This window comes from Pseudonocardia oceani (genome assembly GCF_019263585.2).
In the GTDB taxonomy this organism is placed as follows: domain Bacteria; phylum Actinomycetota; class Actinomycetes; order Mycobacteriales; family Pseudonocardiaceae; genus Pseudonocardia; species Pseudonocardia oceani.
This window is the reverse complement of record NZ_JADQDF010000001.1, coordinates 4,171,866-4,196,269: the sequence shown is the minus strand read 5'-3', so window position 1 is coordinate 4,196,269 and position 24,404 is coordinate 4,171,866. Positions and strand designations below refer to the sequence as shown.

Sequence of the window (24,404 nt, the reverse complement as noted above, 5' to 3'; positions counted from 1 at the left end):
ACCTCTCCGAGCGAGGCCGGGTCCGGGCAGCGCCCGGCCCCCGGAGGGAGCCGATCAGGCGAAGCCGGGCACCCGCCGCTCCACGATCCCCCGCACCCCGACGGTGCAGTCCAGCTGCGCGAGTATCGCCATCCACCCCGACAGCACCCGGAGTACGAGGACGTGCTCCGGGGGCAGGTTCAACGCCCGCCCCGTCCCCTGGAACGCGCGGTTGTTCGGGTTCGCCACCCGCGCCCCCTGCCGCGCCATCCACGCCCGCGAGAAGTGGAACTCCGGCTCCCGCAACGGATCGGCGAGCGCGCCGACCCAGCGCAGGACGTCGGCGTCGGGGGCGTCCGGGGCGAGGAAGCCCTCGGCCACCAGCAGGTCCGTGAGAGGCTCCCGGTCCCCCTCCGCCGTGAGCCGCAGCATCCGCACCAGCACGGGCGGGATGCCGTCGGGCAGCCGGGCCACCGCGCCGAAGTCGATCATCCCCAGGCGCCCGTCGTCGAGGACGAGGAAGTTGCCGGGGTGCGGGTCGGCGTGCAGCAGGCCGATCTCCGCGGGCGAGGCGAACATCGTGTCGATGATCGTGGCGGCGTGGGCGTCGCGGACGGCCTGCTCGTCGTCGTCGGCGGCCTGGGTGTCGATGACGCGGCCCAGCGGCACGCCGTCGAGCCACTCCGACACGAGCACCTTCGGGGCCGACGCGACGACCGACGGCACGTACAGGTCGGGCCCGTCGCCGAAAGCGGTGGCGAAGGCGCGCTGGTGGTCGGCCTCGGCGCGGTAGTCGACCTCCTCCAGCATCCGCTCGCGCAGCTCGCGGATCAGCGCGCGGGCGTCGAGGCCGGGGAGGAGCGAGCCGAAGAGCCCGGCGAAGCGCTGGAGCTGGCGCAGGTCGGCGTCGAGCGCGACGTCGGCGCCCGGGTACTGCACCTTCACCGCGACGGCCCGCCCGTCGTGCCACACCGCTCGGTGCACCTGGCCCAGGCTGGCCGACGCGACCGGCTCGTCGTCGAAGGAGGAGAAGCGCCCGCGCCAGCCGGAGCCGAGCTGCTCGGCCAGCACGCGGTGGGCCTCGCGGGCCGGCATCGGCGGGCCCGCGGTCTGCAGCCGGCCCAGCGCCTCGTGGTAGGAGTCGGCGAACTCCGGCGGCACCAGCGCGTCGTAGACGCTGAGCGCCTGGCCGAGCTTCATCGCCCCGCCCTTGAGCTTCCCGAGCACCGCGAACAGCTGCTCAGAGTTGCGCGCGGCGGCGCCGGCGGCCACCTCGTCGGCGTCGGCCCCGGCGAGCGACCGGCCCCAGCCGGCCACGGCCCGCCCGGCGAAACCGAGCGGGAGCATCGCGAGCCGCGCCGACCGCGCCACCCCGCGCTGGGGGATCCCGTCGTCTCCCATGTGATCAAACTACTCGTGAGCGGGAACCGTGGTCGGGGCCAGGGTTCCCGCTCACGGGCGCGTCAGCGCAGGCCGAGCTCGCGCGAGCAGGCCGGCCAGGCACCCCAGCCCTGGCCGTCGAGCACCCGCTCGGCCACCGCGATCTGCTCGGAGCGGCTGGCATCGTGCGCCCTGCCCTCGCCGCCGAACGCCCGCCAGGTGGACGGACTGAACTGCAGGCCACCGGAGTAGCCGTTGCCGGTGTTCGCGCTCCAGTTCCCGCTGCTCTCGCACTCGGCGAGGGCGTCCCAGGTGGAACTCGACGCCGCGTTCGCGGTGCCGGCCATCAGCAGGGGCGCGCCCAGGACGGCGGCTCCCACGGCGGCCGCCCGGACGGAGAGGGACGTGGTTCGACGAGACATGTGGTTGACCTTGTTCCGAATCCCGCGCCACCCGGGGCACCCGGCCCCCGTCCCGCCTCTGGATCGACGGACCGGGGCCGCGGGACGGGGAGTGTGCTGGCGCGGCGGCACCGGTGGTTCCGAGCACGCCCGGCGGCTTCGTGCCGGGCGGTCGACGACGCTAGGTGGGGGCTCCCCGGCCGGGTCAACCCGGAGAGACCGTGATGAATCGCACCCGGCGATCTGACCTGGGGGTGCTCAGCCCAAACCCCGCCGCGCGGTGAAACGGGTCATGCCCGGTCCGGCGGGGTCCCGAGCCCCAGCACCCGCACCGCGTTCTCCTTCATGATCAGCGGCCGGACCTCCTCCTTGACGTCCAGCTTCGCGAAGTCCGCGATCCAGCGGTCCGGGGTGAGGACGGGGAAGTCGGACCCGAACAGCACCTTGTGCCGCAGCATCGAGTTCGCCGCCCGCACGAGCTGGGGCGGGAAGTACTTCGGCGACCAGCCGGAGAGGTCGATGAAGACGTTGGCCTTGTGCGTGGCCATCGAGATCGCGGAGTCCTGCCACGGCACCGAGGGGTGCGCGAGGACGACGGTGAGCTCCGGGAAGTCGGCGGCCACGTCGTCGATCAGCATCGGGTCCGACAGCCGCAGCTTGATGCCGCGCCCGCCCGGCAGCCCGGCACCGATCCCGGTCTGGCCGGTGTGGAACAGCGCGGGCACGCCGGCCTCGGTGATCGCCTCGTAGAGCGGGTAGAACGCCGTGTCGTTGGGCGCGAACCCCTGCAGGCTCGGGTGGAACTTGAACCCGCGGACGCCGTGCTGCTCCACCAGCGCGCGGATCCGGCGCACCGACGCCTTCCCACCGTGCGGGTCGACCGAGCCGAACGGGATCAGCACGTCGGGGTGCGCGGCGGCGGCGTCGGCGATCTCCTCGCTCGACAGCGCCGGGTGCCCGGTGGCCGAGGTCGCGTCGACGGTGAACACGACGGCGGCCATCCGGCGCTCGCGGTAGTGCGCAGCGATCGTGTCGACGGTCGGGGTGCGGTCGGCGTCGGCGCGGAAGTAGGCGGCCGACGCGTCGATCAGCTCCTGGTCGAGCGACAGGCAGCCGTGGCCGTCCTGCTCGACGTGGACGTGCACGTCGATGGCGTCGATCGTCGACAGGTCCATCACGGTTTCCTCTCCTTGGCCGCGAGCACCGCGCGGACGACGGTGTCGCGGTAGCGGGCGAGCGCGGCGGGGTCGACGCCGGCCAGCTCCTCGTCCACCCCCTCGACGATCTTCCGCTCGAGCTCGGGGGTCATCGTGGGGTGTCCGAGGTCGCGCCACCACGCCTCGGTGGGCGGGCCGAGGTGCTCCAGCACGTGCGCGATGCCGCCCGGCCCGCCGGACAGGTGCTGGTTGGCGAACGGCCCGAGCACCGCCCAGCGCAGCCCGGGCCCGTGGGAGATGGCGGCGTCGATGTCGGCGACCGAGGCCACGCCGCGGTCGACCAGCGAGTACGCCTCGCGCCACAGCGCCGCCTGCAGCCGGTTCGCGATGTGGCCGGGCAGCTCCTGGCGCAGCCGGATCGGCTTCTTGCCGACACCGGTGTAGAACGCCATCGCCGCGTCGACGGCCGCCTCCGACGTCCGCTCCCCCGGCACGACCTCCACCAGCGGGACGAGGTGCGGCGGATGGAACGGGTGCCCGACGACGACGCGCTCGGGGTGCCGCGCGCAGGCCTTCGCGATCGCCGTCGGCAGCATCCCCGACGAGCTGCTGGCCAGCACGACGTCCGGGCGTGCGGCGGCGTCGAGGACCGCGAACAGCGCGTGCTTGACGTCCTCGCGCTCGGGCGCGTTCTCCTGCACGAAGTCGGCGGCCGCGGCGGCGTCGGCGGTGTCGGAGGTGAACGAGAGCCGGGCCGCGTCCGCACCGATCTCGGCCACACCCGCGCGCAGCCGCTCCTCCGCCCCCGCTGCCGGGTCCGTGGCGACGACGTCGAGGCCGTGCGCGAGGAAGTGCGCCGCCCAGCTGACGCCGATCGCGCCCGTCCCGACGACCGCGACCCTCATCGCAGGGTCTCGAAGCCGTCGAGCGCCGTCGGGTCGGCGAGGACCCCGCGCGCGGTGTCGTCGACGGGCGCACCCAGCAGGATCCGCTTCACCGGCAGCTCCAGCTTCTTGCCGGTGCGGTTGCGCGGCACCACCGGCACGGCGACGACGCGGTCGGGCACGTGCCGCGGGCTCAGCGCCGTGCGCAGCTCGCGGGCGACCCGGGCGCGCAGGGCGTCGTCGAGCTCGGCGGTGGCGACGAGCTGGACGAACAGCAGCAGCTCCCCGTTGCCGCCCGCCGGGTCCTCCAGGTGCACGACGAGGCTGTCGGCGACCTCCGGCAGCTCCTCGACGACGGCGTAGAACTCGGCGGTGCCCAGCCGCACGCCGCCGCGGTTGAGGGTGGCGTCCGAGCGCCCGGCGATGACGCAGCTCCCCGATGCGGAGAACCGCACCCAGTCGCCGTGGCGCCAGACGCCGGGGTAGGCGTCGAAGTACGACGCCCGGTAGCGCTCGCCGTCCGGGTCGCCCCAGAACCCCACCGGCATCGACGGCATCGGCTCGGTGATCACCAGCTCCCCCAGCTCCCCGACGACCGGGTTCCCGTCGGTGTCGAACGCGGCGGCCGCGACGCCCAGCGCGGGCCCCGCGATCTCGCCCGTCACGACCGGCTGCCACGGGCTGCCCTGCACGATCCCGGTGCACACGTCGGTGCCGCCGCTGCCCACGTTGAGCAGCACGCCCTCGCCCAGGTGCTCGGCCACCCACGCGTAGCCCTCCGGGGGCAGCGGGCTACCGGCCGCGCCGAGCTGCCGCAGCCGCGGCAGCGGGGGCGGGGCGTAGCCCTGCGCGCGGCAGGCCATGAGGAACCCGGGCGACGCGCCCATCAGTGTGGCGCCGGTGTCGCGGGCCAGGCGCCACTGCCAGCCGACGTCGGGGTGCACCGGGTTGCCGTCGACCAGCACCACCGACGCCCCGCAGAGCAGGCCCGAGACCAGCGCGTTCCACATCATCCAGGCGGTCGTGGAGAACCAGAGGATGCGGTCGCCGGGGCCGAGGTCCCAGCTCAGCGCGTGGTTCTTCAGGTGCTCGACGGTGATGCCGCCGTGCCCGTGCACGATCGCCTTCGGCTTCCCCGTGGTGCCCGAGGAGAACAGGACGTAGAGGGGGTGGTCGAAGGGCACCGGGTCGTAGGCGGGCTCGGCGGGCTCCGCGAGCAGCTCGTCCCAGGCGACGGCGTCCGGCAGCTCCCCGGCGCCGTAGGGCACGGTGACGACGTGGCGCAGCGTCGGCAGCCCGGCGCGCAGCGCGGCGACCTCGTCGCGGCGGTCGACGGGCTTGTCGCCGTAGGTGTAGCCCGGCGCCGCGAGCAGCACCGACGGCTCGACCTGCGCGAACCGGTCGACGACGCTGCGCGCCCCGAACTCCGGCGCGCAGCTCGCCCACACCGCGCCGAGGCTCGCGGCGGCGAGGAACGCGACGAGGGTCTCGGGGATGTTGGGCAGGTACGCGACGACGGTGTCGCCGCGGCCGACGCCCAGGCGGAGCAGCCCGGCGCGGGCCCGCGCGACCTGGTCGCGCAGCTGCGCCCACGTCAGCTCGACGACGTCGCGGGTCTGCGAGTGCGCGACGACGGCGACGTCCCCGTCGGCCGTGCCGGCACCGCGCAGCGCGTGCGCGGCGTAGTTGAGCTCGGCGCCCGGGAACCACTCCGCGCCCGGCATCTCCCGGCGCCCGAGCACGGCCCGGGGCGGCGTGGTGAGGTCGACGTCGAAGAACTCGACGACGGCGCTCCAGAACCCGTCGAGGTCGGTGACCGACCAGCGGTGCAGGGCGGCGTAGTCGTCGGCGGGGACGCCGCGGTGCTCGCGGACCCACGCGGCGAACGCCCCGATGCGGCTGTCGCCGCTCACGGGCGCCGGAGGCGCTCACCGCTGCACCCTCGGCCCGCGCCCGGCCAGGAACTCCCGCATCCGCTCCTGCGCCTCCCCGCTGCTCGACGCCACCGCCGCCATCAGCGACTCCATCAGGTACCCCTGGTCGGGGTCGGCGTCGGCGATCCGGGGCAGCGCCTGCAGCACCGCGAAGTTCGTGACCGGCGAGTTGCCGGCGATCTTCTTCGCCAGCTCCAGCGCGTGCGGCAGGCCCTGCCCCGCCTCGACGCGGTACTGCGAGAGCCCCAGCGCCTGGCCCTCGTCGGCGTCCAGGACGCGGCCGGTGAGCATCATGTCGGCCATCCGGTGCACCCCGACGAGCTTGGGCACCCGCACCGACGCCCCGCCCCCGACGAACAGCCCGCGCTGCCCCTCGGGCAGGGCGTAGAACGCGCTCGGCTCGGCCACCCGGATGTGCGCGGCGCAGGCCAGCTCCAGCCCGCCGCCGACGACCGCGCCCTTGAGCACGGCCACGACCGGGACGGTGCCGCGCTCGATCCGGTCGAAGACCCGGTGCCACATGCGGGAGTGCTGCAGGCCCTCGAAGGCGTCGCGCTCGGCGAGCTCGCCGAGGTCCAGGCCCGCGGAGAAGTGGTCGCCCGCCGCGTCGAGGACGACGGCGCGCACGCCCGCGGGCGGGTCGGCGAACACCGCCTCCAGGCCCAGCACCGTGGCGTCGTCGAGGGCGTTGCGCTTGGCCGCGCGGGCGAGCCGCACCACCGCGACCTCGCCGTGGTCCTCGACCTGCACCGACTCGGGCAGGGTCATGACGTCTCCTCCGCTCGCGACCGCAGCTCCGTGCGGCGGATCTTGCCGGTGGCGTTGCGCGGCAGCTCGTCGACGACGACCAGCCGCTTCGGCACCTTGTACTTCGCCAGGTGCGACGCGAGGTGCGCGCGCAGGGCGTCGACGTCGAGCACCGCGCCGTGCGCCGCCTGCACGAACCCGACGCCCGTCTCGCCCCACCGCTCGTCGGGCACCCCGACGACGGCCGCGCCCACCACCCCCTCGACGCCGAGCAGCACGGCCTCGACCTCGGCCGGGTACACGTTCTCCCCGCCGGAGATGATCATGTCCTTCACCCGGTCGACGACCGTGGCCCATCCGTCCTCGGCGACGGTGAGGACGTCGCCGGTGCGGAACCAGCCCTCCAGCATCGCGTCGGCGGTGTCGGCGGGGCGGCCGTGGTAGCCCGCGAACACGTGCGGGCCGCGCACCAGCAGCTCGGCCGGACCGGCGTGCAGCGGCGCGACCTCCCCGTCGCGCACCATCGCCACGTCGGTGAAGAAGTGCGGCACGCCGACGGCGACCGGGTGCGCGGGCGAGCCCTCACGGGTGGCCATCAGCACCCCCGGCGACGCCTCGGTCATGCCGTAGCCCTGCTGCAGCGTGACGCCGCGGTCGAGCCAGGCGCGCGCCACCCGCTCGGGCACCGGCGACCCGCCGTACTGCACGACGCGCAGCGAGGAGAGGTCGGCGTCGGCGAAGCCCGGGTGGTCGCACATCATCTGCAGCATCGTCGGCACGGCGGAGAAGCCGGTGATCCCCGCGGCACCGATGCGGGCCAGGATCGCACCGGGGTCGACCTTCGCGACCGGCTCCACCGACCCGCCCTTGAACAGCGTCGGCAGCGTGATCTGCCCGATCCCGACGCAGTGGAACAGCGGCGCGATGCACAGCACGCGGTCGGTGCTCGCGACGTCGACGTGGGCGAGCTGGTTGACCGTGTTCCAGGTCAGGTTGCCGTGGGTGAGCACCGCGCCCTTGGGACGCCCGGTGGTGCCGGAGGTGTAGAGCACGAGCGCGGCGTCCTCGAGGCCGACGGGGTGCGCCGCCCCCTCCCCATCGGCGACGGCCTCCTCGTACTGCGGCCCCACCTCCAGGCGCGGCCCGGAGAACTCAGCGGCGAGCGCCGCGGCGTCGGGGCTCGACACGAGGAACGACGCGCCCACGTCCTGGAGCATGTAGGCGATCTCGGGCCCCGCGAGCCGGTGGTTGAGCGGCACGGCGACCGCGCCCAGGCGCCACACCGCGAAGAACGTCTCCAGCACCTCGACGGCGTTCACGCCGAGCTGGGCGACGCGGTCGCCCGGCCCGACGCCCGCGGCGGCCAACGCGCCGGCGAGCCGGTCGACGCGGCCGGCCAGCTCGCCGTAGCCCACGCCGGTGCCGTCGGGGCGCACGAGCGCCGTGCGGGAGGCGTCGATCCGGGCCCGCCGCGCGGGCCAGCTGCCGAGTCCGTCAGGGGGATGCACGCCGGTGACGATAACAGGAAACCTGCTATTGTCGAGCGGTGCCGCCGTCCCTGCTCTACGTCGTCAAGCAGGTGGAGCTCGCCGTCCGCTCCCACCTCGACGAGCTGCTGCGCCCCCACGGGCTGACGACGTCGACCTACACCGCGCTCACCGTGCTCGAGCGCCGCGACGGCCTCACCACGGCCGACCTCGCCCGCACCTCGTTCGTCACGCCGCAGGCGATGGCCGACATCGTCACGGCGCTGGAGGGGCGCGGGCACATCGTCCGCAGCCCCGACCCGGCGCACGGCAGGCGGCTGCGCACCAGCCTCACCCCGGCCGGCCGGGCGCTGCTGGCGGCGGTCCGCGACGAGGTCGACGCACTGGAGGAGCGGATGCTCGGAGCCCTCGACGACGACGAGCGCGCCGCCCTGCGCTCGCACCTCGACCGCTGCCGCGCCGCCCTCAGCTGACGCCCGCCGGCACCGACCTCAGGATCTCCGCCGCCACCCGGGCCGCCTCCGGCGCGACCTCGCCGTGGCGCCGCAGGAACAGCGCGTGCGCCGCGGAAGCGGGCCACGACGCCGGGAGGTGCCCGACCGGCAACCGCGGGTCCTGCCGGATCGCGCGCAGCCAGTCGGCGACCCGAACCCCGCCCACACCAGCCGGGCGCGCAGGGCGTGGCGCTGCCGGGTCCAGGAGCCGGGCAGCGAGTAGGACAGCAGCGTCCAGGTGCCGTCCCACCCGTCGTTGACCGGGCCCCCGTGCGCCACATCCGCTCGCCGCCGTCGGACAGCACGCGCTCGGCGAGCGGGGTGAGCCCGAGGTAGACCTCCCGGCCGCGGCGGGTGCGGTCGAGCAGCCCGCGGCGCGCCATCCGCTGAGCGTCGAGCGCGCCGCCTGCTCGGACACCTCGGCCCGGCGCAGCAGCTCCAGCACCCCGCCCGTCGCCACCCGCACGTCGCGGCCCACCGCGTACGCGCCGAGGAGGGCCAGCAGCACGGTCTGCGGGCGGCTGCCGTCGCGCTCCTCTCCCACGCGGGCAGCCTATCCGCGGCCGAACGCTGGGCGTTCTGTTGACGGTCGTCGACAAGGCTGCCCACTCTTGCGCGTGACGTGGACCGACCTACGCGAGGCCGCCCGATGACCGCACCCGCCCGACCACCCCGCAGCTGCGCCGCGCCGCGCCGTCCGGTCACCTCGGCAGCGTGATCGGGTACCACCTGGCCCGCCCGCTCGGCGGCATCCTGTTCGGCCACATCGGTGACCGCCTGGCCCGCGAGAAGATGCTGGTCACGAAAATGACGCTGCTGGGTGTGGCCAGCATCCTCATCGGCCTGCTGCCCACCCCGGCCCAGATCGGCGCGCTCGCGCCGGTGCTGCTGGTGGTCCTGCGCTGCTCCGCGCCGTGCTGCTGGCGCCGGGGCTGTTCGCCCGCTCGCGGGTCGAGAAGACGCCGGTCTTCCGCGCCGTGGTCGCCGACGACGCCGCACCCGCGCTGATGCGTGCGGGCCGCGTGCAACCGGATCAGCGCCCGTTCCGTCCTCCCCGCATGAAGCGCGCACTCACCCTCACCGCGGTCGCCCTCGCCCTCGCCCTCGCCGGCTGCGCCGCACCCGCCACGGCGACCGGCCCGGCCGCCGCGCCGCCCGGCATCTCCGCACGCGGTGTGGGCACGGTGAGCGGCACCCCCGACACCGTGACGGTCGTGCTCGGTGTCGCCACGAACGGCCCCGCCGCCGCGGCCGCGCTGAAGGACAACACCGCCCGGGCGACGGCGCTGATCGAGGTGCTGCGCGGGAGCGGGGTCGCGCCCGAGGACCTGCGCACCAGCGGTCTGTCGATCTACCCGACCTACGCCGACGGCGGCACGATCAGCGGCTACGAGGTGAGCAACCAGGTCACGGCGGTGCTGCGCGACCTCGCCGGCGCGGGCGCCCTGATCGACGCGGCGGCGCAGGCGGCGGGCGACGCCGTGCGGGTGCAGCAGATCACCTTCTCCCTCGACGACGACGCCGAGCAGCGCGCGGCCGCCCGCGCCGACGCGGTGCGCCGGGCCGAGGCCCAGATCGCGGAGATGGCGCAGGCCGCCGGCGCCTCCCCCGGCGGGCTGCTCTCGATCACCGAGATCCCGGTCGAGGCCGGGCCGCAGCCCTTCGCCGCGGCCGATGGGGCGGCGGCCGAGCAGGCGTCGGCGGTGCCGCTGCTGCCGGGCACCCAGGACGTCACGGTCGTCGTGGAGGTCGTTCGCGCGATCGGTTGAGTCGACAGATGCGCATCCACTGACGTCCGACCATGACCGCCGCCGCAGCGCCGCCTCCGCCGCCGGCGCGCGCCGCCGCCGCGGTGACCGACGCGACGGAGCTGTTCAAGGCCCTCGCCACCGAGGTGCGCCCGGCCATCGTGATGCAGCTGGCGCAGGCGCCGCGCTCGGTCGGTCGGTCGGTCGGTCGGCGAGCTGGTCGAGGCGCTCGGGGTGCGCCGACCGCTGGTGTCGCAGCACCTGCGGGTGCTGCGGGCCGCGCGGCTGGTCACCGGCGAGCGGCACGACCGCGAGCGCCACTACCGGCTGGTCGACGGGCACCTGCACGAGAAATCGTGATATGCGCACGTCGAATGTCAATTGGGAGGTCCTCCCCCGACCGGGCCCGCGCGGTGGTCACGGGAGGATCACGCCATGAGCTCCCCCCGGCACGGGCCCCGCCACCGCAGCAGCGGCGCCACCCGCACCGGCCCGCACCGGGCGCAGCCCGCGACGCACGGCCACGGCCACGGCCCGCCGCCCGGCGCCGACCGCCGCGTCCGCCTGGCCATCGCCGCGCTCCTCGTGCCGGCCGCGCTCGCCACGCTCGTGGGGATCGTCCTGCTGTTCCCCTACCAGCCGGCGCAGCCGCTCGACGGCGCCGCGGCCGTGCCGCGCGTGCCCGGCACCGTCACGGCCACCGCGCAGAGCGACTGCTCCCCCGGCGAGGGCGACGGCGGCTGCGCGGCGCTCACCGTGCGCCTGGACGGCGGCCCGGCGGCGGGGTCGAGCATCGTGACGCTCGTGTCGGTCGTGCGCGGCGTCGCCCCGTTCACCACCGGCGACGCCGTGCAGCTCTCCCTCGACGGCGACCCGGGCGACCCCGACTCCTACCAGATCGTCGACTTCGAGCGCGGCGTCCCGCTGCTCGTGCTGGCGCTGCTGTTCGCGGCGGCCGTGGTGGCGCTGGGCCGGTTCCGGGGGCTCGCGGCGCTCGGCTCGCTGGTGCTCACCGGCGTCGTGCTCGTCGGGTTCGTGCTGCCCGCGATCCTGGCCGGGCGCGACCCGCTGCTCGTCGCCGTCGTCGGCTGCACCGCGATCATGTTCTGCGCGCTCTACCTCACCCACGGCATCTCCTCGCGCACCTCCACCGCCGTGCTCGGGACGTTCGGCAGCCTGGTGCTCATCGGCGTGCTCGGCGTCGCGTTCGCCGCCGCGGCCCGCCTCACCGGTGCCGACGAGGACACCGCGAGCCTGGCCAACAGCCTCGGCACCGCCGTCGACGGGCGCGGGCTCGTGCTCGCCGGGCTGATGATCGGCGCGCTGGGCGCGCTCGACGACGTCACCGTCACCCAGACCAGCGCGGTCTGGGAGCTGCGCGCCGCCGACCCGACCCTGCGCCCGGGCGCCCTGTTCACCTCGGCCATGCGGATCGGGCGCGACCACGTGGCGTCGGCGGTGAACACGCTCGTCCTCGCCTACGCGGGCGCCGCGCTGCCCCTGCTGCTGCTGTTCAGCGTGGCCCAGCGCGGGCTGGCGAGCACGCTGACCAGCCAGGTCATCGCCACCGAGATCGTCCGGACGCTGGTCGGCAGCATCGGGCTCGTCGCCTCGGTCCCGCTGACGACGGCGCTGGCCGTGGCCGTGTCCACGCGCGGGCGTCTCACCGCGGACGCTCGGTGAGCGCCCGCGCCGCCGTCGTCGACCTCTGCCGGGGCCTGGTCGCGCGCGGGCTCGTCGTCGGCACCGCGGGCAACGTCTCGGTGCGCGACGGCGACACGATCGCCGTGTCCCCCTCGGGCGTCGACTACGCGTCGCTGACGCCGGAGGTGATCGGCCTGCACGCCCTCGACGGCACCGCGATCGACGCCCCGCTGCGCCCCACCTCCGAGCTCGCGCTGCACGTCCTGCTGCACACCCGCGAGGGCGCCCGCGACGGCGAGGTCGTGCTCCACACGCACGCCCCGGCGTCGACGGCGCTGTCCACCGTCGTCGGCGAGGTGCCGCTGACGCACTACTACGCCGCGTTCTTCGGCGGCGCGGTGCGCGTGGCCCCCTACGCGACGTTCGGGACGCCCGAGCTGGCCGCGCACGTGCTCGGCGCGATGGCCGGCCGCACCGCCGCGCTGATGGCCAACCACGGCGCCGTGCTCGTCGCCCCGGCCGTCGAGGGGGCGCTGGACCGGGCCGGGTACCTGGAGTACGTGTGCGACGTGGCGCTGCGCGCGCTGTCCACGGGTCTCCCGCCCCGGACGCTGGACGCCGCGGAGATCGCCCGCGTCGCCCGCGCCCTCGACGGGCACGGGCAGCCGCGCTGAACGGGTGACGGCGTCTATGCTGAGTGTGATGGGGGGGCACCTGTGAGCACTGCGACACCACCCGGCGTACCCGACCAGGGCGGCCCCACCGTCCTGCGCATCCTGCTGGGAACGCAGCTGCGCCGGCTGCGCGAGGCCCACGGCATCACCCGCGAGGTCGCCGGCGACGCGATCCGCGCCTCCAGCGCGAAGATCAGCCGCCTGGAGCTGGGACGCGTGGGCTGCAAGGAGCGCGACGTCCTCGACCTGCTCACCCTCTACGGCGTCACCGACCCGGCCGAGCGCGAGGGCTACCGCGGCCTCGCCACCCGGGCGAACGCCCGCGGCTGGTGGCAGCAGCACAGCGACGTCCTGCCCAGCTGGTTCGAGATGTACCTGCGCCTGGAGCAGGCCGCGCAGGTCATCCGCGGGTTCGAGCTCCAGTTCGTGCCCGGGCTGCTGCAGACCGAGGAGTACGCGCGCACCGTCGTCCTGCTCGGGCACCGCGGCGCCCCGCCCGCCGACGTCGACCAGCGCGTGCAGCTGCGCATGGCGCGCCAGAAGATGCTCCGCCAGCCCGACGCCCCGCAGCTGTGGGCCGTGCTCGACGAGGCCGCCGTCAGCCGGGCCTACGGCTCCCCCGCCGTCATGCGCGGGCAGCTCGAGCACCTGCTCGAGGCCAGCCGCTGGCCGAACGTGACGATCCAGCTGCTGCCGTTCACCGCGGGCAGCCACCCCGCCGCGGGCGGCCCGTTCTCGATCCTGCGCTTCGCCGAGACCGACCTGCCCGACGTGGTCTACCTCGAGCAGCTCAACAGCGCGATCTACCTCGACAAGCGCTCCGAGGTGGAGGACTACCTCGGCGTCTGGGAGCGTCTGGTGGTCCAGGCCCTCACGCCGCGCGACACCCGCCAGGCCCTCACGGACCTGATCGAGCGCCTGTACTCCTGACCGGCGCTGCTCCGGACTGCTACGCCTTCCGCCCCACGCCCGCGGCGTAGAGGGTATGGGTGGGGCTGTCGGTGGGGGTCTGGTCGTCGGGGCGCCAGTCGTTGGCGTAGGTCAGGCCCGGCTCCACCAGCTCCAGGCCCTCGAAGAACCGCTGCTGCTCGGCCCAGGTGCGGAACCGGCCGGTGCCCAGGCCGCCCTCGAGGAACGCGCGCTCCAGCGCCTTCGCGCGCGGCTCGTCGTCGTCGAGGAAGTTGCTGAACAGCGCGTAGCTGCCCGGGCTGAGCTTCGCCGTGATCGCCGCGGCCACCGCGTACGGGTCCTCGTCGTCGGACAGGTGGTGCAGGATGCTGGCCGCGAGCACCGCGAACGGCTGCGTGGTGTCGATCAGCGACTCCACCGAGGGGTGGGTGAAGACCGCGTCGATGTCCCGGACGTCGCCGAGGATCACGGTGGTGGTGTCGTCGTCCTCGAGCAGCGCGCGGCCGTGCGCCAGCACGATGGGGTCGATGTCGACGTAGACGACGCGCACCGAGGGGTCGACGGCGTGCGCGATCGCGTGCACGTTGCCCACGGTCGGCAGGCCCGAGCCGAGGTCGACGATCTGCCGGATGCCGGCCTCGCGCACCAGCCAGGTGACGGCGCGGCGCAGGTGGTTGCGGTTGTCCAGCGCGAGCTGGCTGGTCTCGGGCACCGCACCGAAGAGGGCGGCGGAGACCTGCCGGTCGATCTCGTAGTGGTCCTTGCCGCCGAGCACGTAGTCGTAGACGCGGGCGATCGACGGACGGGTCAGGTCGACGTCCGGGATCGCGGGCGCGTCGTCGAGGCCCCTGTCGTCGCTCATCCGGCGTACTCCCCACTCACTGTCGTGCCTGTCGGGCGCAGCCTATCGCCACTGATCCGTAAGACGCGGCGGGCCGAGGACGCGTCGCGCGGGAGGAGGATGAGGGGGTGAGCACCACGACCGCCCCCCGCACCCCGCTCCTGCCGCGCCGCACGTCCGCGCTGGTCGGCGTGCTCTCCGTCGCGGCCGCGCTGGGGGCCGGGCACCTCGTCGCCGGGCTGGTGTCGCCGGCGTCGTCGCCGTTCCTCGCCGTGGGCAACGGCGCGATCGCGCTGGCGCCGCAGTGGCTCGTGGAGTTCGCGAAGTCGGCGTTCGGCACGGCCGACAAGCCGGTGCTGCTCGCCGGCATGGCCGTGGTGCTCGTCGCGGCCGCCGCGGGGGCCGGTCTCGCGTCGCGGGCGCGGCCGCAGCCGGGCGTGCGGGCGATCACGGCACTGGGCCTGCTCGGGTTCGCCGCCGTCGCCCTCTCCCCCTCGTTCACCCCCGTCGACCTGCTCGCCCCGGCCGCCTCCGCGGGCGCCGGGATCCTGGTGCTGCGCCGCCTGCACGCCCTCGCGCAGCCGCGTCCGGCGACCGCGGGCCCCGACCGCCGGACCGTGCTCACGGGAGTGTCGGCCGCCGCGTTCGGCGCCGCCGCGTTCGGCTCCCTCGCCGCCGGCGGGCTGGGCCAGCTCCTCGGCGGGCGGCTCAGCGGCTCCCGCGACGAGGTGACGGCCGCCCTGCGCGGGCTGCCGCGGGCCGAGCACGCCCCCGCGATCCCCGCCGGTGCCGCGTTCCCCGACCAGGGCACACCGACGTTCCGCACGTCGAACGCCGACTTCTACCGCATCGACACCGCCCTGCGGATCCCCACGCAGACCGCGGCGGACTGGTCGCTGCGGATCCACGGCATGGTCGGGCGCGAGCTCGTCCTCACCTTCGACGACCTGCTCGCCCGCCCCCTGGTCGAGCGCACGATCACGATGATCTGCGTGTCCAACGAGGTCGGCGGCGAGTACGTCTCCACGGCCGACTTCGTCGGGGTCGACCTGCGCGCGATCCTGCTGGAGGCCGGCATCGCCCCCGGCGCCGACCAGGTGCTCTCCACCAGCAGCGACGGCCTGTGGACCGCGGGCACGCCCGTCGACGTCCTGCTCGAGCCCGACCGCGGCGCGCTGCTCGCCGTCGGCATGAACGGCGAGGCGCTGCCGCCCGAGCACGGCTTCCCGGTGCGGATGGTCGTGCCCGGGCTCTACGGGTACGTGTCGGCGACGAAGTGGGTCACCGACCTGGAGGTCACGACGTTCGGCGCGAAGCAGGCGTACTGGCTGCAGCGCGGGTGGGGCGAGCGCGGGCCGGTGAAGACGCAGTCGCGCATCGACGCGCCCCGCGGCTACGGCAGCGCGCCCGCCGGCCGCGTCGCCGTCGCCGGAATCGCCTGGTCGCCGCCGCGGGGCATCAGCCGCGTCGAGGTCCGCCTCGACGACGGGCCGTGGGCCGACGCGGAGCTCGCCACCGAGGTCGGCGGACGCACCTGGCGCATGTGGCGCACCAGCGTCGACGTCGCCCCCGGCTCCCATGTCGTGGCCGTCCGGGCCACCGACGCCGACGGTACGACCCAGACCGAGGAGCGCGCCGACGTGCTGCCCGACGGCGCGACCGGGTACCACTCGGTGGTGTTCACGGCGTCCTGAGCCGTGCGGGCCCGAGTCGCGGCCGCCCGGTCGCGCAGCAGCACCCGCAGCCGCCGCACCCCCTCGACCACGAACCCGACGGCCGTGGCGAAGCCGAACCCGACGAGCAGCGCGGTCACGGTGTCGTGCGCGAACGCCGCCCCGCCGACGAACCCCAGCAGCGCCGACCACGACGCCGACAGCACGGTCCCCGGCGCGGTGAAGGCCACGAACCGCGACGCCGGGTAGCCGGTGGCGCCGGCCGCGAGCGTCGCCACCGTGCGCCCGGCCGGCAGGAAGCGGGCCGTCAGCAGGACGGTGCCGCCGCGGCGGTGCAGCAGCCGCGCGGCGCGGTCGTAGTTCTCGGCCCGGCTGCCGTGGGCGGCGTAGCGGCCCCGTACGGCCGGGCCGACGGCGCGCCCGATGAGGTAGCCCGCGCACTCGCCGAGGAACGAGCCGAACGCCGCCGCCGCGATCACCGCGAGCAGGTTCTGCTCCCCGGTCACCGCCGACACCCCGGCGGCGATGATCAGGGCCTCGCTGGGCACCACGGGCAGCAGGGCGTCGACGACCGCCATCCCCACGATCACCGCGAGCAGCCACGGTGACGCCAGCGCCGCCTCGGTCACGAGCCGCAAGAGGTCCACGGGAGGAACGATGCCGCGCAGCGCCACCCGGTTACATCGGGAGGAAGTCGTAGATCTCTCAGGGATGACCCCGACTCCGGGCTGAACCGCGGCGCCGGATGAACCGCGGGCCGCCGCCGTCCGTGTGGGAGGTGACGATCCGCTCCCCACGGAGGTTCTCCCATGTTCCGCAGCACCCCGGCGCTCGCCGCCGCCACCGCGATCACCGCGATCGCCCTGACGGCCTGCGGCGGGTCCGGTGGCGGTGACGGGTACGGCGCGAGCGCCCCGGTGGCCGCGCCCGAGACCCTCGCGCCGCCCGCCGGCACCGTCCTCACCGCGAACAGCACCGCGCAGCTGGGCACCGTCGTCATCGACGGGCTGGGCTGGACGCTCTACCGCTTCGACGACGACACCGCACAGCCCCCGGCGTCGAACTGCGCCGGCGACTGCGCCACGACCTGGCCGCCGGTGCTGGCCGAGCCCGGCACGCCGCTGACGGTCGACGGCATCGACCAGGCCGCCGTCGGCACGATCACCCGCGAGGACGGCGGCGTGCAGCTCACGATCGGCGGCTGGCCGGTCTACCGCTACGCCGCCGACTCCGCCCCCGGCGCCACCGACGGCAACGGCAAGGGCGAGAAGTGGTTCGCCGTCACCCCCGAGGGCGGGCGGGCCGAGGCACCCTGATCCGTCGCGGCCCGGCCGGTCACGCCTGGCGGGCCGCCGTCAGCACCTCGTCGAGGACGCCCCGGCGCACGTCGTCGACGAGGTCGGAGAGCTGCCCGACGCTCATCCGGATGCGCTGGCCGAAGTCGTCGGTGATCACGATGCGCTGTTCCGGCGCCGCGGCGTCGTCGACGAACAGCTCCGGGCAGCCGCAGTTGCACTGGCCGCAGAACGTGACGATGTGGCGCATGGATCTCACTCCCGGTGGTCGGACGATCACGATCCGATCAAGCCTAGGCGGCCGGGACGGGCGGCGGAACCGCCCTGCAGCACCCGCAGCAGCGGAGCCACGGGAGTGGGGCGGTCCGGGTCGACCCGCCCGGCGGCGAGCGCCCGGACCGTCGCGAGGTGGGTGGCGACGGGCGCGTCCGCGGGCTGGGTCCGCACGACGAGCTCGGTGGCCCACTCGCGCACCGGGTCGGCTCGCCAGCGCTCCCGCAGCGCGTCGGGCCGCTCCCCCGGCGCCACGGCCCGGACGGCCGCGACGCGCGGCTCGCCCGCGGCGCGGGCCCAGTAGCGGGCGAGGTGCGGGGCGGCGTCGGCGCGCCCGGTGATCAGCCCGAGGCCCCGCGCCCCGGCGTCGGCGATCCCGTCGGCCGTGCCGGTGGCCTGCCACAGCCGCCCAACGAGACCGGGGGCGGCGGGCACGATGCGGGAGAGGTGCCCGCGCAGCGCCCGCACCGCGTCGGCGCAGTCGGCGTGGCGGCGGGCGTGGTCGCGGCCGAACGCCTCCGACGCGGCCTCGTCCGCCCCGGCGCCGACGCCGAGCTCCAGGCGCCCGCCGCACAGGACGTCGAGCACGGCGGCGTCCTCGGCGAGCCGGCGCGGGTCCTCGCAGGCCGCGGTGACGACGGCGGTGCCGAGCCGGATCGTCGACGTCGCCTGCGCGATCGCGGCGAGCAGCACGAGCGGCGAGGGCAGCAGCCCGTCGAGGTGGCCGTCGTGGTGCTGGGCGACCCAGAACGTGGAGAAGCCCGACTCCTCCGCCGCGACGGCCAGTGCGACGGTGTCGCGGTAGGCCTGCGCGGGGTCCGCCCCGGCGACGTGCGTGAGGTATCCGAGCCGCATGACGGAACGTTACCGTCGACCACGTACAGCGACGACACCAGCCGGTGAACGACGCGTAACGGCCCGGCGCCCGATCTTGTCGGGCGCACCGGCGGCGGGTCAGAGTGACCACCCCCTTGCGCGGACCGCCCCCACGGTCCGACAGTGGGCCGCTGCCGAGTACGAGGGACGTGACACATGACCGACGGCATCGTCCGGGCCGCCATCCTGCAGGCGAAGTGGACCGGGGACACCGCCTCCATGATCGAGGTGCACGAGTCCTACGCGCGCACCGCCGCCGAGCAGGGCGCGCAGGTGATGGGCTTCCAGGAGGTCTTCAACGCTCCGTACTTCTGCCAGGTGCAGGAGTCCGAGCACTACCGCTGGGCCGAACCGGTCCCCGACGGGCCGACGATCGTGCGGATGCAGGAGCTGGCCCGCGAGACGGGGATGGTGCTCGTCGTCCCGGTCTTCGAGATCGAGGACGCGGGCCACTACTACAACACCGCCGCGGTGATCGACGCCGACGGCACGGTGCTCGGGAAGTACCGCAAGCACCACATCCCGCAGGTCAAGGGCTTCTGGGAGAAGTTCTACTTCCGGCCGGGCAACCTCGGGTGGCCGATCTTCGACACCGCCGTCGGCCGGATCGGCGTCTACATCTGCTACGACCGCCACTTCCCCGAGGGCTGGCGCGCGCTGGGCCTGGCCGGGGCGCAGATCGTGTTCAACCCCTCGGCCACGAGCCGCGGCCTGTCGTCGTACCTGTGGAAGCTGGAGCAGCCGGCGGCCGCCGTCGCCAACGAGTACTTCGTCGCCGCGATCAACCGCGTCGGCGTCGAGGAGTACGGCGACAACGACTTCTACGGCACCAGCTACTTCGTCGACCCGCGCGGTCGGTTCGTCGGCGACGTCGCCTCCGGCAACGACGAGGAGCTCGTCGTCCGCGACCTCGACCTCGGCCTGATCGACGAGGTGCGGCAGCAGTGGGCGTTCTACCGGGACCGCCGCCCCGACGCCTACGGCCCGCTGGTCGAGTCATGAGCTCCGAGCTGCTGAAGCGGACGCGGGCGGCGCTGCCGTCGTGGCTCGCGATCTACTACGACGAGCCGATCGAGCTCGAGCGCGGCGAGGGCCGCCACGTCTGGGACGCCGACGGCAACCGCTACCTCGACTTCTTCGGCGGCATCCTCACCACGATGACGGCGCACGCGCTGCCCGAGGTGACCAAGGCCGTCGCCGACCAGGCCGGGAAGATTGTCCACAGCTCCACGCTGTACCTGAACCGGCCGATGGTGGAGCTGGCGGAGCAGATCGCGGCCGTCTCCGAGATCCCGGACGCGAAGGTGTTCCTCACCCCGAGCGGCACCGAGGCCAACGACGCGGCGCTGCTGCTGGCGTCGTCGCTGCGGCGGAGCAACCAGATCCTGGCGCTGCGCAACAGCAACCACGGGCGCTCGTTCTCCACGATCGCGATCACCGGCAACCGGTCGTGGAGCCCGACGTCGCTCTCGCCGTTCCAGACCTACTACGTGCACGGCGGGCAGCAGTACCGCTCGCCGTTCGCGGGGCTGTCCGACGGCGAGTACATCGCGGCCTGCGTGGCCGACCTGCGCGAGGTGCTCGACCAGGCGGGCGGTGACGTCGCGGCGTTCATCGCCGAACCGGTGCAGGGCGTCGGCGGGTTCACCTCCGGCCCCGACGGCCTGCTGGGCGCGTTCGCCGAGGTGCTGCGCGAGAAGGGCATCCTCTGGATCTCCGACGAGGTGCAGACCGGCTGGGGCCGCACCGGCGAGCACTTCTGGGGCTGGCAGGCGTCGGGCGGCACACCGGACCTGGTGACGTTCGCCAAGGGCATCGGCAACGGGCTGTCGATGGGCGGGGTGATCGCACCCGCCGCGATCATGGACTCGCTGGGCGCCAACCACATCTCGACGTTCGGCGGCTCGCCGCTGACGTCGGCGGGCGCGCTGGCCAACCTGCGCTACCTGCTCGAGAACGACCTGCAGGCCAACGCGGCCGCGCAGGGCCCGGCGCTGTTCGAGGGCCTGCGCGCGCTCGGCTCGCCCATCGTCGGCGACGTGCGCGGCAAGGGGCTGATGCTCGGCGTCGAGCTGGTCCGCCCCGGCACGGGGACGCCCGGCGACCCCGCCCCGGAGCTCGCCGGCGCGGTGCTGGAGGGCTGCAAGCGGCGCGGACTGCTGGTGGGCAAGGGCGGGCTGCACGGCAACGTGCTGCGCATCGCCCCGCCGCTGACCCTGACGGCCGAGGAGGCGGCGCAGGGCCTGGCGGCCCTGCTCGCCGCGATCGAGGAGGCCTCATGAGCGGCTTCGCCGCCCGTGAGTGGCAACCAGTGCTCCAGCACCGGTATCCACTCACGACCCCTGCAGGAGGACCCCGTTGAGCCGCACCCTGATCACCGGCGGGCTCGTCGTCACGGCGTCGGACGAGATGGCCGTCGACGTCCTCGTCGAGGACGGCACCGTCGTCGCGCTGGGCGTCGGGCAGGCCTGGACGGCCGACACCGTCCTCGACGCGACCGGGAAGTACGTCATCCCCGGGGGCGTCGACGCGCACACGCACATGGAGATGCCCTTCGGCGGCACCTACGCGGCCGACACGTTCGAGACCGGCACCCGCGCCGCGGCCTGGGGTGGCACGACCACGATCGTCGACTTCGCGATCCAGTCGGTCGGCGGCTCGCTGCGCGAGGGGCTCGACGCCTGGCACGCCAAGGCCGAGGGCCGCTGCGCGATCGACTACGCGTTCCACATGATCCTGGCCGACGTCAACGACTCCTCGCTCAAGGAGATGGAGGCGCTCGTCGGCGAGGGCGTCACCAGCTTCAAGCTGTTCATGGCCTACCCCGGCGTCTTCTACAGCGACGACGGCAAGATCCTGCGCGCGATGCAGAAGGGCGCCGAGACCGGTGCGCTGACGATGATGCACGCCGAGAACGGCATCGCCATCGACGTGCTCGTGGAGCAGGCGCTGGCCCGCGGCGAGACCGACCCGCGGGTGCACGGCGAGGTCCGCCGCGAGCTGCTGGAGACCGAGGCGACGCACCGCGCGATCAAGCTGGCCCAGGTCGCCGGCGCGCCGCTCTACGTCGTGCACCTCTCGGCCCGCTCGGCGCTCGCGGAGATCGCGAAGGCGCGCGACGAGGGCTTCAACGCCTTCGCCGAGACCTGCCCGCAGTACCTGTTCCTGTCCACCGACGACCTGGCGCGCCCGGGCTTCGAGGGCGCCAAGTACGTCTGCTCGACGCCGCTGCGCCCCAAGGACCACCAGGCCGACCTGTGGCGGGGGCTGCGCACCGACGATCTGTCGGTCGTGTCCACCGACCACTGTCCGTTCTGCTTCACCGGCCAGAAGGAGATGGGGATCGGCGACTTCTCCAAGATCCCCAACGGTCTGCCGGGCGTCGAGAACCGGATGGACCTGCTCCACCAGGGCGTCGTCGACGGCCACATCTCGCGGCGGCGCTGGATCGAGATCGCCTGCGCCACGCCCGCGCGCATGTTCGGGCTCTATCCGCGCAAGGGCACGATCGCGCCCGGGGCCGACGCCGACATCGTCCTCTACGACCCGGCCGCGAAGCAGGTCCTCTCGTCCGCGACGCACCACATGGCCGTCGACTACTCCGCCTACGAGGGCAAGGAGATCACCGGGAAGGTCGACACGGTGCTCTCCCGCGGGCGCGTCGTGATCGACGGGGGCGCGTACCACGGCAGGCCCGGCGACGGCGCGTACCTGCGCCGCGACACCTGCCAGTACCTCCGATGAGCGCGACGGGGATGGACGTCGGGCTGGTCCTGCAGACCGACCCGCCCGCGCAGGCCGTCGTCGACCGGATGGTGCGCGCGGAGGGCCTCGGGTTCAGCCACGGCTGGACGTTCGACTCGCACGTGCTCTGGCAGGAGCCCTACGTCCTCTACCCGCGGATCCTGGAGCGCACGTCGCACCTGGTCGTCGGGCCGATGGTGACGAACCCGGCCACGCGCGACTGGACCGTGCTGGCCTCGATGCACGCCACGCTCGACGAGCAGTTCGGGCACCGGACGATCTGCGGCATCGGGCGCGGCGACTCCGCCGTGCGCGTGCAGGGGCGGCCGCCGACGACGCTGGCGCGGCTCGAGGAGTCGATGCACGTCATCCGCGAGCTGGCCGCGGGCCGGGCGGTCGACATGGGCGGCACGCAGGTGCGGATCCCGTGGGTCGCCGAGGGCGTCCCGGAACTGCCGGTGTGGATGGCGGGCTACGGGCCCAAGGCGCTCGACCTCGTCGGCCGCGTCGCCGACGGCTTCATCCTCCAGCTCGCCGACCCCTACCTCGTCGAGTGGACGGTGAAGACGGTGCGCGCGGCGGCGGAGGCGGCGGGCCGCGACCCGGCGTCGATCACGATCTGCGTGGCCGCGCCGGCCTACGTCGGCGACGACGTCGCGCACGCGCGCGACCAGTGCCGCTGGTTCGGCGGCATGGTCGGCAACCACGTGGCCGACCTCGTGACGCGCTACGGGGCGGAGTCGGCGGCGGTGCCGGCCGCGCTCACCGGCTACATCAAGGACCGCGACGGCTACGACTACAGCCACCACGGCCGCGCCGGCAACACCTCGACGAGCTTCGTGCCCGACGAGGTCGTCGACCGCTTCTGCCTGCTGGGCCCGCCCGGTGCGCAGCTCGAGCGGCTCGCGGAGCTGCGCGGGCTCGGCGTCGACCAGTTCGCGGTGTACGCCATGCACGATGCGGTCGACGAGACGGTCGCGGCGTACGGGGCGTCGGTGATCCCGGCGCTGTAGAACGCGCGACGGGCGCCCGGATCACCGGGCGCCCCGTCCGTGCTGCGCAGGTCAGGGCGCGGCCAGCGCCCGGGCGCGGTGGCCGCGGGTGAAGTCCTCCGGGACGATCAGGTCGTCGGGCGTGAGGTCGTGGATGCTCGACCTGCCCAGCCCGAGCAGCGCCTCGTCGATGCCGCTGCGCAGGATCGACAGGACGTTGACGACCCCGGCCTCCCCGTTGGCGGCCATGCCCCACAGGTAGGCGCGGCCGATCATCACGGCCTTCGCGCCCAGCGCCAGCGCCTTGACGACGTCGCCTCCGCGACGGATGCCGCCGTCGAGCAGCACCTCGGTCTGGCCGCCGACCGCCTTGACGATGTCGGGCAGCGCCCGGATCGAGGCGGGCGTGCCGTCGAGGTTGTTGCCGCCGTGGTTGGACACCGAGATCGCGGTGGCCCCGGCGTCGACGGCGCGCCTGGCGTCGTCGGGGTGCATGATCCCCTTCACCGCGAACGGGCCGTCCCACTCGTTGCGCAGCCACGCGATGTCGTCCCACGTGGGCAGCGGGGTGCCCATCCACTCGCCGTAGGCGCCGAAGAACGTGGGCGCGTCCTCGCCGGGGGCGGCCAGGTTCGGCGTCGTCAGGTCGGGCAGGCCGCCGCTGCGGGCCCACTCCAGCACGTAGCGCGGGCGCATGATGCCCTCGGGGGCGAACTGCATGATCGCCTTGAGGTCCATCTTCTCCGGGATGGGCGGGCTGCCCCAGTCGCGGCGGGTGGCGAAGGTCCAGTCGAGGGTGACGATCAGGCCCTTCGCCCCGGCCTTCCGCGCGCGCTCGGCGCGCTGCAGGATCCGGTCGCGTGAGCCGACCCAGTACATCTGGAAGAACGTCTTCGGGTTGGCCGCGACGACGTCCTCGACGGGCTTGCTCGCGAACGAGCTCAGACCCATCGCGGTGCCGACCTGGTTGGCCGCGCGGGCGACGCCGACCTCCCCGTCGGGGGTGACGGCCTGCACGCCCGTGGGCGAGATCAGCACCGGGAGGGACACGTCCTGCCCCATCACCGTCGTCGACTGCTCCCGCTCCTGCGGCAGGTTCGCGATGTGCGGGCGGAAGCCGATCTCGGAGAACGCCTTGACGTTGTCGTCGAGGGTGATCCCCTGCTCCGAACCCGCGACCAGCGCGAGGTAGACCGAGCGCGGCAGCCGCTTCTTCGCGCGGCGCTGCGCCTCCGCCACCGTCTCGAACCACTCCTTGCTGCTGGCCATCAC

The 24,404-nt window shown here is 74.5% G+C and carries 24 protein-coding genes and 3 pseudogenes; 13 read left to right on the top strand and 14 right to left on the bottom strand.

Translation table 11 applies throughout. The features are described 5' to 3' along the window. Positions 1-54 precede the first annotated feature (54 nt). The 7 genes and pseudogenes from I4I82_RS21095 to I4I82_RS21065 form a co-directional block, all read right to left on the bottom strand. On the bottom strand, positions 55-1,380 hold the full coding sequence (locus tag I4I82_RS21095; RefSeq protein ID WP_218589792.1) for an ABC1 kinase family protein: 1,326 nt from the start codon (positions 1,378-1,380) through the stop codon (positions 55-57). A 71-nt stretch (positions 1,381-1,451) separates the two neighbouring features. Then, positions 1,452-1,781: pseudogene (locus I4I82_RS21090) on the bottom strand (transglycosylase family protein); the annotation flags it as partial. A gap of 269 nt (positions 1,782-2,050) precedes the next feature. After that, positions 2,051-2,935: an amidohydrolase family protein gene (couO, locus tag I4I82_RS21085; RefSeq protein ID WP_218589794.1), complete on the bottom strand. Its 885-nt coding sequence runs from the start codon at positions 2,933-2,935 to the stop codon at positions 2,051-2,053. Then, positions 2,935-3,822 (bottom strand): 3-hydroxyacyl-CoA dehydrogenase NAD-binding domain-containing protein, encoded by an 888-nt coding sequence (locus I4I82_RS21080; protein WP_218589795.1) that lies wholly within the window; start codon positions 3,820-3,822, stop codon positions 2,935-2,937. Before I4I82_RS21080 ends, couO begins: the two co-directional genes overlap by 1 nt. Further along, positions 3,819-5,714, bottom strand: coding sequence for an acetoacetate--CoA ligase (locus I4I82_RS21075; RefSeq protein WP_218595952.1), 1,896 nt, complete (start codon positions 5,712-5,714; stop codon positions 3,819-3,821). The genes I4I82_RS21080 and I4I82_RS21075 overlap by 4 nt, the downstream gene beginning before the upstream one ends. A 15-nt stretch (positions 5,715-5,729) precedes the next feature. Next, on the bottom strand, positions 5,730-6,503 hold the full coding sequence (locus I4I82_RS21070; RefSeq protein ID WP_218589796.1) for a crotonase/enoyl-CoA hydratase family protein: 774 nt from the start codon (positions 6,501-6,503) through the stop codon (positions 5,730-5,732). Next, entirely contained in the window at positions 6,500-7,990 is a 1,491-nt protein-coding gene (locus tag I4I82_RS21065; protein ID WP_218589797.1) for an AMP-binding protein, read from the bottom strand. The genes I4I82_RS21070 and I4I82_RS21065 overlap by 4 nt, the downstream gene beginning before the upstream one ends. Positions 7,991-8,028: 38 nt before the next feature. Here I4I82_RS21065 and I4I82_RS21060 point away from each other — a divergent pair, with 38 nt between their 5' ends. Further along, positions 8,029-8,442 (top strand): MarR family winged helix-turn-helix transcriptional regulator, encoded by a 414-nt coding sequence (locus I4I82_RS21060; protein WP_218589798.1) that lies wholly within the window; start codon positions 8,029-8,031, stop codon positions 8,440-8,442. Here the strand turns inward: I4I82_RS21060 and I4I82_RS35030 are convergent. Both I4I82_RS35030 and I4I82_RS35025 read right to left on the bottom strand, forming a co-directional pair. Beyond that, positions 8,435-8,629 (bottom strand): PaaX family transcriptional regulator C-terminal domain-containing protein, encoded by a 195-nt coding sequence (locus I4I82_RS35030; protein WP_372481296.1) that lies wholly within the window; start codon positions 8,627-8,629, stop codon positions 8,435-8,437. The genes I4I82_RS21060 and I4I82_RS35030 overlap by 8 nt on opposite strands. 29 nt (positions 8,630-8,658) lie before the next feature. Continuing rightward, positions 8,659-8,742 (bottom strand): annotated as a pseudogene (locus tag I4I82_RS35025) (hypothetical protein); the annotation flags it as partial. 435 nt (positions 8,743-9,177) lie between these two features. Here I4I82_RS35025 and I4I82_RS35165 point away from each other — a divergent pair. The 6 genes from I4I82_RS35165 to I4I82_RS21025 all read left to right on the top strand — a co-directional run bounded on the left by I4I82_RS35165 (position 9,178) and on the right by I4I82_RS21025 (position 13,459). Beyond that, a complete protein-coding gene (locus I4I82_RS35165; RefSeq protein ID WP_443690113.1) occupies positions 9,178-9,471 on the top strand; it encodes a hypothetical protein in 294 nt (97 codons plus the stop codon). A 50-nt stretch (positions 9,472-9,521) separates the two neighbouring features. Continuing rightward, entirely contained in the window at positions 9,522-10,232 is a 711-nt protein-coding gene (locus tag I4I82_RS21045) for an SIMPL domain-containing protein (protein ID WP_218589799.1), read from the top strand. A gap of 213 nt (positions 10,233-10,445) precedes the next feature. Beyond that, entirely contained in the window at positions 10,446-10,571 is a 126-nt protein-coding gene (locus I4I82_RS34795) for a hypothetical protein (RefSeq protein ID WP_308112815.1), read from the top strand. A gap of 75 nt (positions 10,572-10,646) precedes the next feature. Continuing rightward, complete coding sequence (locus I4I82_RS21035) at positions 10,647-11,894, top strand: YibE/F family protein (RefSeq protein ID WP_218589800.1); 1,248 nt, start codon at positions 10,647-10,649, stop codon at positions 11,892-11,894. Next, entirely contained in the window at positions 11,891-12,529 is a 639-nt protein-coding gene (locus tag I4I82_RS21030; RefSeq protein WP_218589801.1) for a class II aldolase/adducin family protein, read from the top strand. Before I4I82_RS21035 ends, I4I82_RS21030 begins: the two co-directional genes overlap by 4 nt. Before the next feature lie 42 nt (positions 12,530-12,571). Next, entirely contained in the window at positions 12,572-13,459 is an 888-nt protein-coding gene (locus tag I4I82_RS21025) for a Sco1979 family transcriptional regulator (RefSeq protein ID WP_226370169.1), read from the top strand. Positions 13,460-13,478: 19 nt separating this feature from the next. Here the strand turns inward: I4I82_RS21025 and I4I82_RS21020 are convergent, their stop codons facing one another. Beyond that, positions 13,479-14,300 carry an SAM-dependent methyltransferase gene (locus I4I82_RS21020; RefSeq protein WP_218589802.1) on the bottom strand — a complete coding sequence of 274 codons (822 nt, stop codon included), beginning with the start codon at positions 14,298-14,300 and terminating at the stop codon, positions 13,479-13,481. A 107-nt stretch (positions 14,301-14,407) separates the two neighbouring features. On the opposite strand from I4I82_RS21020, the gene I4I82_RS21015 reads away from it, so the two are divergent. Then, on the top strand, positions 14,408-15,973 hold the full coding sequence (locus tag I4I82_RS21015) for a molybdopterin-dependent oxidoreductase (protein WP_218589803.1): 1,566 nt from the start codon (positions 14,408-14,410) through the stop codon (positions 15,971-15,973). 164 nt (positions 15,974-16,137) lie between these two features. On the opposite strand, the pseudogene I4I82_RS21010 reads toward I4I82_RS21015, so the two are convergent. Beyond that, a pseudogene (locus tag I4I82_RS21010) lies at positions 16,138-16,530 on the bottom strand (DedA family protein); the annotation flags it as partial. A gap of 231 nt (positions 16,531-16,761) precedes the next feature. On the opposite strand from I4I82_RS21010, the gene I4I82_RS21005 reads away from it, so the two are divergent. After that, complete coding sequence (locus I4I82_RS21005) at positions 16,762-17,268, top strand: hypothetical protein (protein WP_218589804.1); 507 nt, start codon at positions 16,762-16,764, stop codon at positions 17,266-17,268. A gap of 19 nt (positions 17,269-17,287) precedes the next feature. On the opposite strand, the gene I4I82_RS21000 is transcribed toward I4I82_RS21005, so the two are convergent. Together I4I82_RS21000 and I4I82_RS20995 are read right to left on the bottom strand one after the other, a co-directional pair. Then, on the bottom strand, positions 17,288-17,497 hold the full coding sequence (locus I4I82_RS21000) for a hypothetical protein (RefSeq protein WP_218589805.1): 210 nt from the start codon (positions 17,495-17,497) through the stop codon (positions 17,288-17,290). Positions 17,498-17,523: 26 nt separating this feature from the next. Continuing rightward, positions 17,524-18,375: an LLM class flavin-dependent oxidoreductase gene (locus tag I4I82_RS20995; protein ID WP_218589806.1), complete on the bottom strand. Its 852-nt coding sequence runs from the start codon at positions 18,373-18,375 to the stop codon at positions 17,524-17,526. A 177-nt stretch (positions 18,376-18,552) separates the two neighbouring features. Between I4I82_RS20995 and I4I82_RS20990 the strand changes: the two genes are divergently transcribed. The 4 genes from I4I82_RS20990 (at position 18,553) to I4I82_RS20975 (ending at position 23,153) form a co-directional block, all read left to right on the top strand. Continuing rightward, on the top strand, positions 18,553-19,398 hold the full coding sequence (locus I4I82_RS20990; protein ID WP_218589807.1) for a nitrilase-related carbon-nitrogen hydrolase: 846 nt from the start codon (positions 18,553-18,555) through the stop codon (positions 19,396-19,398). Continuing rightward, positions 19,395-20,678 carry an aspartate aminotransferase family protein gene (locus I4I82_RS20985; protein WP_218589808.1) on the top strand — a complete coding sequence of 428 codons (1,284 nt, stop codon included), beginning with the start codon at positions 19,395-19,397 and terminating at the stop codon, positions 20,676-20,678. Before I4I82_RS20990 ends, I4I82_RS20985 begins: the two co-directional genes overlap by 4 nt. 76 nt (positions 20,679-20,754) lie before the next feature. Further along, complete coding sequence (gene hydA, locus I4I82_RS20980; RefSeq protein WP_218589809.1) at positions 20,755-22,140, top strand: dihydropyrimidinase; 1,386 nt, start codon at positions 20,755-20,757, stop codon at positions 22,138-22,140. Positions 22,141-22,151: 11 nt separating this feature from the next. After that, positions 22,152-23,153, top strand: a complete 1,002-nt coding sequence (locus I4I82_RS20975; protein WP_218589816.1) for a TIGR03842 family LLM class F420-dependent oxidoreductase — start codon at positions 22,152-22,154, stop codon at positions 23,151-23,153. Between the two features lie 51 nt (positions 23,154-23,204). Here I4I82_RS20975 and mftD read toward each other — a convergent pair whose 3' ends face one another. Further along, entirely contained in the window at positions 23,205-24,401 is a 1,197-nt protein-coding gene (gene mftD / locus I4I82_RS20970; protein WP_218589810.1) for a pre-mycofactocin synthase MftD, read from the bottom strand. Positions 24,402-24,404 lie beyond the last annotated feature (3 nt).